The sequence below is a fragment of the Sphingomonas colocasiae genome, from assembly GCF_019880585.1.
In the GTDB taxonomy this organism is placed as follows: domain Bacteria; phylum Pseudomonadota; class Alphaproteobacteria; order Sphingomonadales; family Sphingomonadaceae; genus Sphingobium_A; species Sphingobium_A colocasiae.
This window is the reverse complement of sequence record NZ_JAINVV010000008.1, coordinates 226038-241894: the sequence shown is the minus strand read 5'-3', so window position 1 is coordinate 241894 and position 15857 is coordinate 226038. Positions and strand designations below refer to the sequence as shown.

Annotated in this window: 10 protein-coding genes; all 10 read left to right on the top strand. The window is 64.9% G+C overall.

What is annotated here, in order from left to right; translation table 11 throughout:
• The first annotated feature begins 27 nt into the window (after nucleotides 1-27).
• The 10 genes from K7G82_RS16880 (at nucleotide 28) to K7G82_RS16835 (ending at nucleotide 15764) form a co-directional block, all read left to right on the top strand.
• Complete coding sequence (locus K7G82_RS16880) at nucleotides 28-1707, top strand: alpha/beta hydrolase-fold protein (protein WP_222991086.1); 1680 nt, start codon at nucleotides 28-30, stop codon at nucleotides 1705-1707.
• Nucleotides 1708-1712: 5 nt separating this feature from the next.
• The gene (locus tag K7G82_RS16875) at nucleotides 1713-2441 is read left to right on the top strand and encodes a hypothetical protein (RefSeq protein WP_222991085.1); all 729 of its coding nucleotides are present in this window, start codon (nucleotides 1713-1715) and stop codon (nucleotides 2439-2441) included.
• A 141-nt stretch (nucleotides 2442-2582) separates the two neighbouring features.
• Nucleotides 2583-3173: an RNA polymerase sigma factor gene (locus K7G82_RS30320; protein WP_222991084.1), complete on the top strand. Its 591-nt coding sequence runs from the start codon at nucleotides 2583-2585 to the stop codon at nucleotides 3171-3173.
• Nucleotides 3145-4116 (top strand): FecR family protein, encoded by a 972-nt coding sequence (locus K7G82_RS16865; protein ID WP_222991083.1) that lies wholly within the window; start codon nucleotides 3145-3147, stop codon nucleotides 4114-4116. The genes K7G82_RS30320 and K7G82_RS16865 overlap by 29 nt, the downstream gene beginning before the upstream one ends.
• A gap of 80 nt (nucleotides 4117-4196) precedes the next feature.
• A complete protein-coding gene (locus tag K7G82_RS16860; protein WP_222991082.1) occupies nucleotides 4197-7457 on the top strand; it encodes a TonB-dependent receptor in 3261 nt (1086 codons plus the stop codon).
• Nucleotides 7458-7518: 61 nt separating this feature from the next.
• Nucleotides 7519-9456 carry a S9 family peptidase gene (locus K7G82_RS16855; RefSeq protein WP_222991081.1) on the top strand — a complete coding sequence of 646 codons (1938 nt, stop codon included), beginning with the start codon at nucleotides 7519-7521 and terminating at the stop codon, nucleotides 9454-9456.
• 160 nt (nucleotides 9457-9616) lie between these two features.
• The gene (locus K7G82_RS16850) at nucleotides 9617-11422 is read left to right on the top strand and encodes a DUF885 domain-containing protein (protein WP_222991080.1); all 1806 of its coding nucleotides are present in this window, start codon (nucleotides 9617-9619) and stop codon (nucleotides 11420-11422) included.
• Nucleotides 11419-13236 carry a DUF885 domain-containing protein gene (locus K7G82_RS16845; RefSeq protein ID WP_222991079.1) on the top strand — a complete coding sequence of 606 codons (1818 nt, stop codon included), beginning with the start codon at nucleotides 11419-11421 and terminating at the stop codon, nucleotides 13234-13236. Before K7G82_RS16850 ends, K7G82_RS16845 begins: the two co-directional genes overlap by 4 nt.
• A complete protein-coding gene (locus tag K7G82_RS16840; RefSeq protein WP_222991078.1) occupies nucleotides 13233-14531 on the top strand; it encodes a metal-dependent hydrolase family protein in 1299 nt (432 codons plus the stop codon). The genes K7G82_RS16845 and K7G82_RS16840 overlap by 4 nt, the downstream gene beginning before the upstream one ends.
• 9 nt (nucleotides 14532-14540) lie before the next feature.
• On the top strand, nucleotides 14541-15764 hold the full coding sequence (locus K7G82_RS16835; protein WP_222991077.1) for a gluzincin family metallopeptidase: 1224 nt from the start codon (nucleotides 14541-14543) through the stop codon (nucleotides 15762-15764).
• Nucleotides 15765-15857: the final 93 nt, after the last annotated feature.

The following is a 15857-nucleotide window of genomic DNA, read 5'->3' as shown; positions in this document are numbered from 1 at the left end:
ATGGGATTGGGTCGAGGGGGGATGTCCATGCCGTTGCGCTGGATCGCGAAGAAGATCGTGTTGAGCCTTGGGGCGCTGCTCGCGCTCGCCGTGGCGCTGCCCGCATATGCGCAGCTTCGCTTCGAGGTGACCTTGCCGGCGGATGCCGCCAAGGGGCCGGTGACCGGTCGTTTGATCGTCGTTGCCGCGCGTGGCGACAAGCCGGAGCCCCGGCTGGCCATCGGCATGAACGGCCCCCCGGCTTTCGGCGTCGATGTCGAAGGGCTGAAGCCCGGCCAGACCGCGATCGTCGACGCCAAGGCCGACGGTTTCCCCTTCGATCTCTCGAAGCTGCCGGCCGGCGACTATAACGTCCAGGCGCTGCTGATCCTCTACACCCAGGCCAAGCGCTCGGACGGCCATACCATCTGGGTGCCGTTGCCCAAGCAGCGCGTCAGCGCGTTCATGGCGCCCGGCAATCCCTATAGCAAGGCGGCGAAGCTGCGGCTCGATCCGGCATCGTCTACGGTCGTGCCGCTGGCGCTGACCGAAAAGATCGGTCCCATGGCGGAGGAGCCCGACACGCCCTGGATCAAGCGCGTCAGCATCAAGAGCAAGATCCTGTCCGATTTCTGGGGCGTGCCGATGACCATCGGCGCCGAGGTGCTGCTGCCCAAGGGCTGGGCGGAAAATCCGAAGTCGCGTTATCCGGCGATCTATACGTTCGGTCATTTCGGCGGTCCGTTCAATTTCAACACCGATCCCCAGAGCGATAACGAGCGCGCGCGGGCGGCGGCGGCCGATGCCAATGTCAAGACGGGCTATCAATTCGCGCAGGAATGGACGGGCGATAAATTCCCGCGCGTCGTCGCCATCTCGCTGGTTTCGCCGGGGCCGTATTTCATCGAGAGCTATGCGCTCAACTCGGCCAATAACGGCCCGTGGGGCGATGCGATCACCAAGGAGCTGATGCCCTATCTGGAAAAGACCTTCCGCCTGATCGATCAGCCCTATGGCCGGATCGTCGAAGGGGCCTCCACCGGCGGTTGGGAAGCGCTGGCAATGCAGCTTCATTATCCCGACCTGATCGGCGGCGCCTGGGTCTTTAATCCCGATCCGATCGATTTCAGCCGCTACCAGCTGACCGACGTCTACAAGGAAGACAATATGTTCACGCTGCGCGTGAACGAGTGGAACGCGATGGAAAAGCCGTTCCGCCGCAGCCGCGAGGGGCATCCGCTCTTCTCGATGCGCAACCTCTCCGCGCTCGAAGCCGTGATGGGTTCGAAGGGCCGGTCCTATTACCAGCTCGACATCTGGCAGGCGACGCACGGGCCGGTGGGCGCGGACGGCTATCCCGTCCTGCTGTTCGACAAGAAGACCGGCGCGATCAACAAGGATGTCGTCAAATATATGCGCGAGCATGGCTATGACCTGTCGGCCCATGTCCGCGACAACTGGCCGGTGCTTGGCCCCAAGCTACGCGGAAAGCTCAATTTCTTCGCCGGCGAGATGGACGATTTCTACCTCAACCTCGCGGTCTATCGCTTCCAGGACATGGTCGGCGAGGTGGGGGGCAAGGATTATCCGATCCGCTTCGAATATGGCCGGCCGAAAAAGGGCCATAACTGGCATCTGACCGATTGGGCGGGTGTCGTCCGCGAGGTCGCCGATCATGTCCGTAAGACCGCGCCGGCCGGCGCTTCGGTCGCCGACTGGAATTATTGAGGGGAATGGCGATGGGATCGAAGGGCAAGCGTTTCGCGCTGATCGGCGCCGTTTTCCTGGCCGGGGCGATGATTCCGGTGGCCTGGGTGATGGCCGATGGCGGGCCAGCCAGGACGAGCTTCGACGAGATCAGCGTCAAGCGCATCAACATCGTCGAGCCCGACGGCAAATATCGCCTCGTCCTCGCCAATTCGGAACGCTTTCCGGGCCTGTTCATGGAGGGCAAGGAGTATAAGCATCATGCCCGCAAGGGCGGCGGCATGCTGTTCTTCAACGACGAGGGCGATGAGGTCGGCGGCCTCAGCTATGGCAGCAGCACCGTGGGCGACAAGCGCGCGGCGAGCGGCAGCCTGATGTTCGACCAGTATAAGCAGGATCAGACCGTCGGCCTGCAATATAGCGAAGGCAATGGCCGGCGCACCGCCGGGCTGCGCGTCTGGGACCGCCCGGACTGGTCGATCAAGCCGCTGATGGAGATGAGCGACGCCGCCGCGCGTGCGACCACCGAGGCGGAGAAGCAGAAGATCCGCGGCGAGATGCAGGCTTTTGCCGCATCCAAGGGGGGCATGGGCCAGGAAAGGCTGTTTGCGGGCAAGACGCAGGAAGACGCGATCGTTCGGCTGGCCGACAAGAACGGCAAGCCGCGATTGCTGCTCAAGGTCGGCGCGGATGGGGCGCCGAGCATCGAGTTTCTGGATGAGAGCGGCAAGGTGGTGAAACGCATCACCCAATAGGCGCACCGCCCGCCGATCGGAAATTGTGCCGGGGGCTGCGCCTCCGGCCGTTTCTGTTTCCGTGAATTCAGCATAACACAATGATTTATTTCATTAATTTTTCAGATCCGTGTCGTTTTCCCTTGACGGCAAGGGCAATCGATGATGCCATTGCGCGCGATGGATCATCAGGCCCGACTCCGCTGGTTTGCGCGCGAAGTGCTGCCGCATGAGTCCGATATGCGCAAATGGCTTGCCGGGCGCATTCGGGGGCTGGCGTCGTGCGACCTCGATGAGGTCGTTCAGGAAGCCTATGCCCGGATCTGGTCCGCGGATATCGACGCGATCGGCAATGCCCGCGCCTATCTGTTCGTGACGGCCCGTCATATCGTTGGCGAGCAGATCCGCCGCTCGCGGATCGTGGCGATCGAGCTCGTGGCGGATTTGGAAACGCTGAACATCATAGATGACGAGGTTGGCGCGCATCGCCGGTTGAGCGGGCAGGAGGAAGTGGCGCGGCTCCATGCGATCCTTGCCGAGCTTCCACCCAAATGCCGCCAGGCGTTCCAGCTCAAGAAGTTCGAGGAATTGTCGCAGCGGCAGATCGCCGAACGGATGGGGATTGCGGAGAGCACGGTCGAGAAACATCTTGCCAAGGCGCTTCGCCTGGTCTCGGAAGAAATGAAGAAGACGCCGGCGTCCGGCGCAAAGGATAGAAGGTCTGGTGAGCGCAGGTTCTGGAAATGGGGCTGATATCGACGCTCAGGCCGCGGTCTGGGCGATCCGGTCCGCAGAACGCCCGCTAGATTCGGCTGAAAGCCGGGCGCTGGAAGCCTGGCTGGAGGAACCCCGCCATCTTGGCGCCTATGTGCGTGCCCAGGCGCTCTGGCTCGATCTGGATCGCGTCGCCTCGCTCGACAGCGGGTCGCGGATCGAGGCGCCCGTCGTCGAGGAGAAGCTGCGCCGCTGGCCGCGCTATGCGATGGCGGCCTCGGTGGCGCTGGCGCTGATGGGCGGCGGCGTCGCTTATGATCAGCTTGCGGGGCGCGTGTCCACGGGCAGGGGCGAGGTGCGGGAAATCGCGCTCGACGACGGATCGACCGTCGTGCTCAACGGCGATTCCGCGATCCAGGTCCGTTACGAGAATGATGTGCGCCGGATCGTGCTGCGGCGCGGCGCCGCTTATTTCAAGGTGGCGCACAACAAGGCGCGGCCCTTCATCGTCGATGCCAACGGGCTGGCGGTGCGCGCGGTGGGCACCGAATTCGCGGTCGGCCTTGAGAACAAGGACGTCGAGGTCACGGTCGAGCAGGGGGTGGTCGCGGTCGCGGGCGTGCCCGGTGCTGCGGCGCCCCGCTATCTGAAGCGCAACGAGCAGTTCGTCGCGGCCGAGACCGGCCCGCGCAAGGCGATGCTCGATTCGGCCGATGTCGAACGCATGACCGCGTGGCGCCGTGGGCTGCTCGTTTTCCAGGGCCAGCCGCTGGGCAAGGCCGCCGCCGACGTCAATCGCCATTCGGACCTGCGCGTCGTCATCGAGGATCCAACCCTGGCGCGCGCCGAATTCATGGGCGTGTTCAAGATCGGCGATGCCAGGGGCTTCGCGGTCGCCGCCGGCCGGGCCTTCAATGCCGACGTGATCCAGAACGGGCAGGAGTTGCGGCTGGTTCGCCAGCAAAATTCGCCGTCGCACTGATCGACTAGCGGATTTCATCGCACCGTCACTCTTCTGCAATGGAGGCGATTGGTTCGCACTTCGGGGCGGGGAGAAACGCGATGAATTGGGGGCAATCAGTTCGGTTCGGCAAGCGGGCGATGCTGCTCGGCGGTGCGGCCGCATTGCTTTGGGCAGCGCCCGCAGCGGCACAGGACAAGCAGCGCTACAATCTGCCCGCGGGTGACGCGAGTTCCACGGTGCAGCGGCTCGCCGTCCAGTCTGGGCTTCAGGTCATGGCGCCCAACGCCGATCTTTCGGGCGTCACCACCAATCCGGTCGACGGCAGCTACACGCCGATCGAGGCGCTGCGGCAGATGCTGGCGAATACGGGGCTCACGGTGAGCCTGTCGAGCGACGGCACCGCGGTGATCCGCCGGGCCGGATCGGCCGAGGGTTCGTCGGAAAGCGCGGGCAGCGACATCGTCGTCACCGGATCGCGCATCGAGCGCGCCGGCTTCGACACTTTGCAGTCGGCCACGGTCGTCGATGCGCAGCAGATCGAGCGGCGCGCCTATACCAACGCGATCGAGGCTTTGCAGGATACGCCGGGGTTCGCGCCCGCCGCCAACAGCCAGATCGGCGCCGCTCAGGCCAATCTCGGCGTCGCGCAGAGCTATTCCAACTATCTGGGCCTCGGTGCGCAGCGCACGCTGACTCTGGTCAATGGCCGCCGCTACGTGTCGTCCAATTCGGTTTCGGGCAGCGGCACCAGCGTCGCGCCGGGTTCGCAGGTCGATCTCAACCTTATCCCGGTCGGCCTGATCGAGCGGATCGAGACGATCGCGATCGGCGGTGCGCCGGTCTACGGCTCGGATGCCATCGCGGGCACCGTCAACGTCATCCTCAAGGACAATTATGAAGGGCTGGAGCTGACCGCGCAGGCGAGCATCAGCGATCGCGGCGATGCCGCCAACCAGTCCGTTCGTGCCCTGTTCGGCAAGAATTTCGCGGGCGGGCGCGGCAATATCGTGCTCGGCGCGGAATATGTCCGCCAGGAAGGCATGGTTCTCGGCGACCGGTTCAAGTTCCGTTACCTCACCTCGTCGGGCAACACCAATCGCACCGACGGCATCGCGGCCCAGCTGGTGGTCGATGCGCTGCGCTATGCCGCGCTCACCGAAGGCGGCCTGCCCTACAAGGCAAGCGATATCGCGCCGTCGACCAACAGCTATATCCGCGACGCGGCGGGCAATCCGCTCCAGTTCGGACCGGACGGAAACCTGATTCCGTTCCAGCTCGGCGGCAGTTTCTTCGGTGCGAGTTCGGGCCCCTATGCGATCATGCGCGACGGTGGCGACGGGCTCGATCCGGCCAAGCATTTCAGTCTGCTTTCGCCCAATGAGCGTTACCTGATCAACGCGATGGGCCATTACGACCTGACCGACAACATCACTTTCTTCGTCGAAGGGTCCTACGCGCACACCAGTGGCACCAAGCTCAGCGATCTCTTCCAATATGCGGCGCCCAATATCCTGGGCGGCCCGACATTGACGATGAGCATCGACAATCCGTTCCTGAGCCAGCAGGCGCGCAGCATTCTGGTCGCCAATGGCGTGACCAGCTTCAAGCTCAATCGCAACATGAACGACATCGCGGATCGCACGCCCGGCCGCACGAAGCTGGACGTCTATCGGATCGTCGCGGGCTTCAAGGGTGATTTCACCGTTGCGGGCGAGCGCTGGAATTGGGATCTCGCCTATAATTACGGCCGCAGCAAGAACGAGTCCGAGTTCAACCAGGTCAATCTGACGCGCTTCCTGCAGGCGATCGACGTGGTCGGAACCGCGGCCGCGCCGGTCTGCCGCGTCGGCGGCAATTGCGTTCCGCTCAACATCTTCGGCGAGAACGCCTTTTCAGACGCCGCCGCCGAATATGTCGTCGATCGCGGCATCGGCATCAGCGTCAACAGCCTCCAGACGATCACCGCCAATCTCGGCGGCAAGCTGCCCTTCGGCATTGCTGATCCGATCGCTTTCAATATCGGCTACGAACATCGTCGCGAATTCGGCAGCTTCACGCCCGATGCGATCCTGAAGGGCGGGATCACCCTGCTGGGCGGCGCGGCGGCCTTCACGCAGACGCCGCCCTTCAGCTTCAACACCGACGAAGTCTATGGCGAAACCATCGTTCCGCTGATCGACGAGGATATGGGGCTGCCGCTGATCCGCGCCGCCCAGTTCGAAGGCGCGCTGCGCTATGTCGATCACTCGACGGCAGGGGGCGATCTCACCTGGTCGGCAGGCGCGCGTATCCAGCCCAACTTCATCGATGGCCTCACCTTCCGCGGCGTCTATACCCGCGCGATCCGGGCGCCGTCGATCGTCGAGCTGGCGCTGCCGGGGGCAAGCGTGCTGCGCAACGCCAACGACGTCTGCGCCGCGAGCCGCGTCAATTCCGGTCCCAATCCGGCGGTCCGCCTCGCCAATTGCACCGCCGCCCTGGCGGCCGTCGGCGGTCCGGCGCCCAATCTGTTCAACCCGACGACCAGCAGTGCGTCGCCAGCGGGCAATATCGCGGGCAATCTGGGGCTGGAGAACGAGAAGGCGAACAGCTGGTCGATCGGCATGGTCTATCAGCCGCCGGCGATCCCGCGCCTGCGCTTCGCGATCGACTATAACAATATCGATCTGCGCGATGCGATCACGCGCTTCACGCTGCTGACGGCGCAGGCGGCCTGTTACGACAGCCCGAACTATCCCAACGAGAATGCCTGCCAGGCGTTCAGCCGGCTGACCGCCGCGCAGGCGGCCGCCCAGCCCGGCCCCGCGCGCATCGCGGGCGATATCGCCAACGGATATTCGGAATCCTATTTCAACACCGCGTCGCAGAAGTTTGCCGGCATTTTGGCGCAGATCGATTACGGCATCGAATTGCCCAATATCGCCTCGTCGACGGGCGAGCAGGGCGTGCTGCGGTTGGGCCTCAGCGCGTTCCATGTGACGAAGTTCACCACGCAGAACTCGTCGGGGTCTCCGATCATCGACGTGAAGGGTACGCTCGGCACACCCGAATGGCGCTTCAACGCGCGCGTCGGTTATGCCTTCGATCCCTTCGATCTCGATGTGCAGGTCGTCTGGTCGCAGAAGACCAAGGTCGACAACACCGCGACCGTGGAGGACCTGCCGTTCCTTCAATATCCGGCATCGACCATCGTCAATTCGACGCTGGGCTTCCGTGTGAACGAGAATTTCCGTCTGCAGTTCAGCGTGCGGAACCTGTTCGACCAGAAGGTGCCCTATGAAGCGACGGCGACGCGCTCCTTCGGGGTCTATGATCCGATCGGCCGCACCTTCACCGTGCGCGCCTCTGCGAACTTCTGATCCTTGTCCGGGCGGCGGCTCCCACGCCGCCCGGACGAGATTTCGGGCGTGAGGAAGCGATATGCCTAAAAGCCTGTGTTCGGCCCTGGCGGGATTGGCCTGCCTGATCGCCCCCGCCGTCGCGGGGGCGAAGGACTATACGATCGAACAGCTCATGGCCGGCGATTCGATCGGTGGGGTTTCCTGGTCGCCCGATGATTCCAGGCTGATCTTCACGAGCAACCGCACGGGCATCGCGAACATCTATGTGATGCCGGCCACCGGCGGCCCGGCCACGCAGCTCACCAATTCCGTCAAGGAAACCGTGAATGCGATCGGCTATTTCCCGAATGACGAGCGCATCCTGTTTTCCAGCGATCAGGGTGGCAACGAGCTCGCGCATATCTATGTCCGCGAACGCGATGGCACCACGCGTGACGTGACGCCGGGCACGAAGCATGTCGCGCGCTTCGTCGAATGGGCGCAGGATGGAAAATCCTTCTTCGTCCAGACCAACGAACGCGATCCGCGTTTCTTCGATCTCTACGAGATCCAGGCCGACGGCTACGCCAAGACGCGGCTGTTCGAGAATGACAAGGCTTATCAGGTGCGCGCGGTCAGCGCCGATCGCCGTTATGTCGGGCTCAGCCGCATCGTCGATAACGCCACCAAACATTGCTATGTCTATGATCGCACGGCGGCGAAGCTGATCCAGCTCACCGCCGAGGGCAAGCCGGTCGCGTGCGAGCCGCAGAGCTTCGCACCTACCGGATCCGAACTCTTCTATACCACCGATGACGGCGGCGAATTCACCTTCCTGGTCCGTCAGGATGTGGCGACGGGCAAGCGCGTCACCGTGTTCAAGCCCGATTGGGACGTGTCGGGCGCGGGCTTCTCGCGCGACGGGCGCACGCTCGTCGTCTCGGTCAACCAGGATGCGCGGTCGCGGCCCTGGCTGCTCGACGCGAAAAGCTTCAAGCCGCTGGCGTTCACCAATCCGATGCCCGAGGCGAGCGTCGGCCTGCTGCTCGCCAACCATGCCAGGAAAGCGGTGCTGCGCGCGTCCAACGGCGCGACGCCGGGCGACGTGCTGCTGCTCGATCTCGCGACGGGCAAGCGCACCCCACTGCTCAGCGCGCGCTCGCCCGAGGTCGCGCCAGAGGATCTGGTGCCCGGCAGGGTCGTGCGCTTCAAATCCTATGACGGCGTCTCGGTGCCCGGCATCCTCTACGTGCCCAGAGGCGCGAAGGCGGGCGACAAGCTGCCCGCCGTCATCCATGTCCATGGCGGGCCGGGCGACGAGAGTTCGATCGGTTATCGCCCGCTCGTCCAGTATCTCGTCAATCACGGCTATGTCGTGTTCGAGATCAACAATCGCGGCAGCAGCGGATCGGGCCGCACCTTCTATCATCTCGACGACCGCCGCCATGGCGACGCCGATCTCGACGATGTCGTCGCGGCCAAGGCGATGCTCGCCGAAACCGCGTTCGTCGATCCGGCGAAGGTCGCGATCCAGGGGCAGAGCTATGGCGGCTATATGACGCTGGCGGGCCTCGCCTTCCGCCCCGACGCGTTCGCGGCGGGCGTCGACATCTACGGCGTGTCGAACTGGCCCAGGCTGCTCGCCAATACGCCGAGCTGGTGGGAGGATCTTCGCCGCCTGCTTTTCACCGAGGTCGGCGATCCCGAAAAGGACGCGGAGTATCTGAAGAAGATCTCGCCGGTCTTCCATGCCGCGAACATCCGGAAGCCGTTGCTCGTGCTGCAGGGCCAGAACGATCCGCGCGTTCTGCCCGTGGAGTCGGAGGACATCGTCGCCAAGGTGAAGGCGAACGGCGTGCCCGTCGACTATGTCGTCTTTCCCGACGAAGGGCATGGCTTCCGCAAGAAGGCCAACCAGATCGTCGCCTATCGCACGATCAAGGCGTTCCTCGACACCCATGTGAAGGGCGCGCCGGCCACCGCCATGGCCGATGCCGAACCGGTTTCGCCGATCGGCGACTTCCCGATCGGCCGGTGAGCGTGGCCAGGTTCACGATTTCGCCCTCCTCCCCCCGTTTGCTTCGAGCAGCGTCGAGCGAAGTCGAGACGCGCCCGTCGAGAAGCGCTGCGTCCGGCAACTTCTCGACTGCGGTTCTCGACAAGCTCGAACCTGCGCTCGAAGTAAACGGAGGGGGCGCATGACCCTCAACCGCCGCGACTTCCTCATGGCCGGCGCCGCACTCGCTGCAACGCCCGCTTGGGCTACCGCCGGCCCGAGCGAAACCGATCGCCTCAACGCTTTTTTCGAGAGCGTCTTCCAGCGCAATCTCGCGCGCGATCCCGGTGCGCAATCGGGCATGGGGGTGAAGGCGGGGCAGGATCGCTGGCCCGATATCGGCACCGCGCGCGCGGCGGCGAACGTGGCTCAGCTTCGGCGCGACCTGGCTGCGCTCAAACGCTTCGATCGCAACGCGCTGACGCCCGAGGGCGCGCTCAGCTATCGCCTTTTCGAGTATGACGCGAACGAGACGATCGAGCGCCATCGCTGGCGCGGCAATCGTTATCCGGTCTGCCAGATGCGCGGGCCGCAGCGTTCGATCCCGCAAACGCTGATCAACAATCATCCGATCGCCGACCTCGCCGATGCGGAGGCCTATGTCGCGCGGCTGCACAATGTGAAGCCGTTCCTTGAACAGGTGGTGGCGGAACTCGAGGCGCAGGCGGTTGCCGGGGTGCGCCCGCCCGCTTTTTCCTATCCGCTGGTGATTGGCAATTGCGTGAAGCTGATCACCGGTCGCCCCTTTCAGGCGGACGGGGCGGACAGCCCGATCCTCGCCGATTTCAAGGCGAAGATCGCCAGGCTCGCCATTGCCGAAGCCGCGAGGGCGAAATTGACGAGCGCCGCCGAGGCGGGGCTGAAGCAGGGGTTCGAGCCGGGCTTCCGCCATCTGATCGCGCATCTCGAGCATGGCCGGCGTACCGTCGCCTATAATGACGGCGTTTGGCGGCTGCCCGATGGCGACGCCTATTATGCCGCCGCGCTGCGCTGGGAAACCACGCTGCCGATCTCACCGGCGGAGGTGCACGGGATCGGGCTGGAGGAGACGGCGCGGCTGCATGGCGAGATGCGCGCGTTGATGAAGCGCACCGGGTTCTCGGGTACGCTTCCGCAAATCTTCGCGCACGTCCAGACCGACGATCGTTTCTATTATCCGGAAACGCCCGAAGGGAAGGCCGCCTATCTTGACGCGATGCGCGCCAAGATCGCGGAGGTGACGGCGCGGCTGGGCGAACTGACCAGCCACGTCCCGAGCGCCGATGTGCTGGTGAAGCCGGTCGAGCCCTGGCTGGAGGCGTCGGCGGGCACCGCCGGCTATTTCGCGCCCTCCGCCGACGGATCGCGCCCGGGCATCCTTTACGTCAACACGCGGACGATGCGGAACCTGCCGATCTTCGAATTGTCGGCGCTCTCCTATCATGAGGGCGTGCCCGGCCATCATCTGGAGAAGGCGGTCACCCAGGCGCTGACCGGTCTGCCCAAATTCCGCGCCTTCAGCGGCTATACCGCTTTCAGCGAGGGCTGGGCGCTGTTCGCCGAACAGCTTCCGCTCGAAATGGGGCTCTACAGCGATCCCTGGCAGGAATTCGGCCGGCTCTCGATGGAATTGATGCGCGCGGGCCGGCTGGTCACCGACACCGGCGTCCATGCGCTGCGCTGGAGCCGCGAAAAGGCGGTCGCCTGGCTCGACGAGAATACGCCCTCCGGCCATGACGACAATGTCACCGCGATCCAGCGCTACATCGTCACGCCCGGACAGGCCTGCGCCTATGAAATGGGCAAGCTCAGGCTCGTCGCGTTGCGCGATCGCGCGCGCGCGCGGCTGGGCGCGCGTTTCGACATCCGGCGCTTCAACGATGTGGTGCTGGGCAGCGGCGCGCTGCCGCTGCCGATCCTGGAGGAAAATGTGGATCGATGGATCGCCGGGAAGGGGCAAGCCGCATGATCAGCCGGCGTCGGTTCGGCGCGTCGGTCGCGCTCCTGCTGGGCACACTCGCCATGCCGCTGCTCTTCGCGGCCGAAACCGACGAGGATGCCCGGCTCGACGCGTTTTTCGAGAGCGTGTTCCAGCGCGGCCTCGATCGCAGCCCGACGCGCCAGTCGGCGCTCGGCATCCGCCGCGATCAGGACAAGTGGGACGATATCGGCGAAGCGCGCGCGCTCGAAAGCCATGAACTGCTCAAGCGGGATCTGTCCGTGCTCCGCAGCTTCGATGTCGCCAAACTCTCGCCCCAGGCGCGGCTCAGCTATCGCATGTTCGAGCGTTCCGCCGAGCGCGGCATCGCCGACTTCCGCTGGCGCGATCATGATTATGCGATGACGCAGATGGGCGGGCTGCACACGCGCGTGCCGAGCACGCTCACCAACAGTCATCCGATCGCCACGCGCGCCGATGCCGATGCCTATATCGCGCGTGTCGCCGGGGTCGGGCCGCTGATGGCGCAGGCGATCGCGGGGCTTGTTCGTCAGGAGGCGAAGGGCATCCGTCCGCCGCGCTTCGTCTATGCGCAGGTGATCGGTCCGTGCGAGAACATGCTGAAAGGCGCGCCCTTCGACGCGGGCGTGGCCGACAGCCCGATCCTCGCCGATTTCAGGGCCAAGGTAACCAAGGCCGATTTCACCGATGCTGAACGCGCCGACCTGCTCGCGCGCGTCACCGCCGCGCTTTTGGGCGGCTTCGCCACCGGCTATCGCGCACTGATCGCGCATCTGCGCGCCGCCGAAGCCCAGGCAGATACCATCGACGGCATCTGGAAGCTGCCCGACGGCCAGGCCTATTACGAGGCCCAACTCGAATCCTATACGACGTTGCCGCTCAAGGCGGCCGACGTCCACGAGCTCGGGCTTCGTGAGGTGGCGCGGATCCATGACGAGATGCGCGCCATCATGAAACGCGTCGGTTTCGCTGGAAATCTGCAGGATTTCTTCGCCTTCATGCGCAGCGATCCGCAATTCTACCATCCCGACAACGATGCCGGTCGCGCCGCCTATGTCGCGGAGGCGAACGCTTTGCTCGACGAGATCCGCAAGCGCCAGAGCGAATTGTTCGGCGTGTTGCCCAAGGCGGAGGTCGTCGTCCGGCCGACCGAGGCCTGGCGCGAGAAATCGGCGCCCAAGGCGCAATATCGCAATCCGCCGCAGGACGGATCGTCGCCGGGCATCTTCTATATCAACCTGGCGGATATGAAGGCGCAGCCGCGCTACCAGCTCGCCGCGACGCTCTATCACGAGGCGATCCCGGGCCATCATGTCGAAACCTGCATCGCGCACGAGATGACGGGGCTGCCCAAATTTCGTCGTTTCGCGAGCATCGCCGCGTTCAGCGAGGGCTGGGGCCTCTATTCGGAACGGCTGCCCAAGGAGATGGGGCTCTATGCCGATCCCTATTCGGATTTTGGGCGGCTCTCGCTCGAACTGATGCGCGCCTGCCGGCTGGTGGTCGACACCGGCATCCACCACATCAAATGGACGCGCGAACGGGCCACCGCCTATTTCGACGAAAACATGCCGTCGAGCCACTACGACAACCAGCGCGAGATCGACCGCTACATCGTCATTCCCGGCCAGGCGACATCCTATTATGTCGGCATGCAGAAGTTCCTCGAGCTGAGGAGCCGGGCGAAGGCGAAGCTCGGTCCGGCGTTCGACTTGCGCGCCTTCCATGACGTCGCGCTCGGGGCCGGGCCGCTGCCGCTGCCGATCCTGGACGAGCAGATTGCCGCCTGGATCGCGGGCGGCGGGAAGGGTCGAAACGCATGAAACGGACATGGCATTTGTTGGCGGGCGGCGCTGCACTGGCGATCGCGGCTTTGGGCTGGGGCGCCGCTGCGCAGGAAGCGCCGGCAACCTATATCCATGCCGGCAAATTGCTCGCCGATCCGGCGAGCGGGCGCGTGCTCGAGCGCCAGACCATCGTGGTGCGCGACGGCAAGGTGGCGGAGATCCGCGCCGGTTTCGTCGGCGAAGGCGATGTCGTCGATCTTGCCGACAGTTTCGTACTGCCCGGCCTGATCGACAGCCATGTCCATATCTGCCACGAAAACGGCCCCAACGATAAGTTGCGCCGCACCGTGCAGACCGCCGCCGACCTCGCGATCGACGGCGCGCGCTATGCGCGGATCACGCTCGACGCCGGCTTCACCACCGTCGCGGACATGGGCGAGGAGAATGACGCGATCTTCGCGCTGCGCGACGGCATCGCCGCCGGCAAGGTGCCCGGGCCGCGCATCGTGGCGGCGGGCAACGCACTGAGCCCGCATGGCGGCGCGGGCGATCCGGCGGGCTACCGGCCCGATGTCGGCCATCTCGTCCGCCGGCCCAGCCTGTGTTCGGGTGGCGACGATTGCCGACGCGTGACGCGCGAGACGATCCATCGCGGCGCGGACATGATCAAGATCGTCGCGACCGGATCGGTGCTGGCGGATCAGGCGTCGGGACTGGGCCAGCAATTCGCCGACGACGAGATCAAGGCGATTGTCGATGCCGCGCACGCGCTCGGCCGCCGCGTCACCGCGCATGCGCACAATGCCGCGGCGATGAACGCCTTTCTCGGCGCGGGCGGCGATTCGGTCGAACATGGCACCAATCTCGATGCGGAGACGGTGAAGCTGTTCAAGGCGAACAATGCCTGGCTGATCCCGACCTTGCTAGCCGGCGATACGGTGACGCGCTGGGGCAATGATCCGCAAAGCTTCCTGTCCCCCGCCGTCCGCGCCAAGGCGCTGGAGGCGGGGCCGCGCATGCTGCAATCGGCCGCCTTTGCGCACAAACATGGCGTGCGCATCGCCTTCGGCACCGATGCCAGCGTGAGCAAGCATGGCGAGAATGCGCGCGAATTCTCGCTGCTGGTCCGCGCCGGGCTGACGCCGCTCGAGGCGATCCGCGCCGCGACCGTCAACGCCGCCGATCATCTCGGCCTGCTCTCGACGATCGGCTCGCTCGCGCCGGGCAAGGCGGCGGACATCGTCGCGGTGCGCGGCGATCCGCTGACCGATGTCACCACACTCCAGCATGTCGGCTTCGTGATGAAGGGCGGCACGATCTACAAGAAATAGGGGGGAATGATGCGTATCGTCTCGGGCCTGGTTCTGGGCCTTCTGTCCGTGGCGAGCGCCCATGCCGCCCCGCCCCATTATCGGGTGAACGCCGATTTCGATCCCCAGGGCAATCTGAAGGCGGACGTCACCGTCACGCTGACGGAGGCCATGCCCGAAAAATCCTTCCTGCTGTCGCGGCGGTTCGCGCTGCAGCCGATGCAGCTTCCGAGCGGCGTGACGGTGACGACCGAGCCTGCGGAAAAGCCGGTCGAGGAACTGACGCGCTACACCTTCCATTTCGCGAAGCCGACCGCCGCGCCGGTCAAGCTGCGCTTCCTTTATACCGGGCAGATCAACACCAAACATGACAGCAACGCCGCCGCCTTGCGGCCTGAAGGGTTCGAGCTGTTCATCGATCATATGTGGATTCCGATCGGCGCGGACATCCAGACGCGCTTCACCGTCGATGCCGATATCGAGGGGCTGGCCCCCGATCTCGTCGTCGTCGCCCAGGGTGATGTGAAGCGGACGAAGACCGGGGTCCGCATCCGCCGCGACTTCATCGATATCGATCTGCCGATGGTCGCGATGCAGGGGCTGCAACGCGCCGAGGCGCATGGCGTCGAATTTTTCGGCCGCGATCTTTCGACGCGGCTTTCGGGGTTCTACGTCAAGCATGCCGAGGGCGCGGCGCGTTATTTCGAGGCGATGTTCGGTCCCCTGCCGCGCAAGGTGCGGATGGCGCAGGTCTGGCGCAAAAGCGGTCTCGGCTATGCCCGTACCGCCTATACCGTGCTTTCCGAAGGCGGGCGATCGGGCGAGGACGTGCCGGAGGTCAATCCGGCGCGCTATGTCGCGCACGAGGTCGGCCATGCCTGGTGGATGCTGGCGAGCCCGCTCAGCGAGGATTTCTGGCTGGTCGAATCCGCCGCCGAATATATGTCGATGCGCTATGTCGAGGCGACCTTCGGCGCCGGGGAGATCGCCAGGAACATCGCCTCCAAGGTCGATGGCAGCAAGGATGCCGGCCCGGTGATGGGCCATGGTCGCCCCAATCGCATCCAGCTCTACGGCAAGGGGCCGCTGATCCTGTGGGAGCTCGACAAGAGGATCGGGCGGCCGGCGATGGACCGGCTGATGATCGCGATGGCGCATGAGCCCGTCCACACCACGCCGATCTTCCTGAAGCATCTGACCGCAATCGCCGGCGCCGATCAGGCGACATGGTTCGAAACGGCGATGCGGACGTGAAAAGCTTCTCGCCATTCCCGCGTAGGTACGCTGCCGGGGGCGATCTGGAGTTTGCAGAGCAGGTTTCACTACCGTCGTCATTGCGAGCGAAGC

Bases quoted from the DNA above. Each gene is read 5' to 3' on its own strand.
- K7G82_RS16880 (WP_222991086.1), top strand. From the start codon at position 28: ATGCCGTTGCGCTGGATCGCGAAGAAGATCGTGTTGAGCCTTGGGGCG.
- K7G82_RS16875 (WP_222991085.1), top strand. From the start codon at position 1,713: ATGGCGATGGGATCGAAGGGCAAGCGTTTCGCGCTGATCGGCGCCGTT.
- K7G82_RS30320 (WP_222991084.1), top strand. From the start codon at position 2,583: ATGATGCCATTGCGCGCGATGGATCATCAGGCCCGACTCCGCTGGTTT.
- K7G82_RS16860 (WP_222991082.1), top strand. From the start codon at position 4,197: ATGAATTGGGGGCAATCAGTTCGGTTCGGCAAGCGGGCGATGCTGCTC.
- K7G82_RS16855 (WP_222991081.1), top strand. From the start codon at position 7,519: ATGCCTAAAAGCCTGTGTTCGGCCCTGGCGGGATTGGCCTGCCTGATC.
- K7G82_RS16850 (WP_222991080.1), top strand. From the start codon at position 9,617: ATGACCCTCAACCGCCGCGACTTCCTCATGGCCGGCGCCGCACTCGCT.
- K7G82_RS16845 (WP_222991079.1), top strand. From the start codon at position 11,419: ATGATCAGCCGGCGTCGGTTCGGCGCGTCGGTCGCGCTCCTGCTGGGC.
- K7G82_RS16840 (WP_222991078.1), top strand. From the start codon at position 13,233: ATGAAACGGACATGGCATTTGTTGGCGGGCGGCGCTGCACTGGCGATC.
- K7G82_RS16835 (WP_222991077.1), top strand. From the start codon at position 14,541: ATGCGTATCGTCTCGGGCCTGGTTCTGGGCCTTCTGTCCGTGGCGAGC.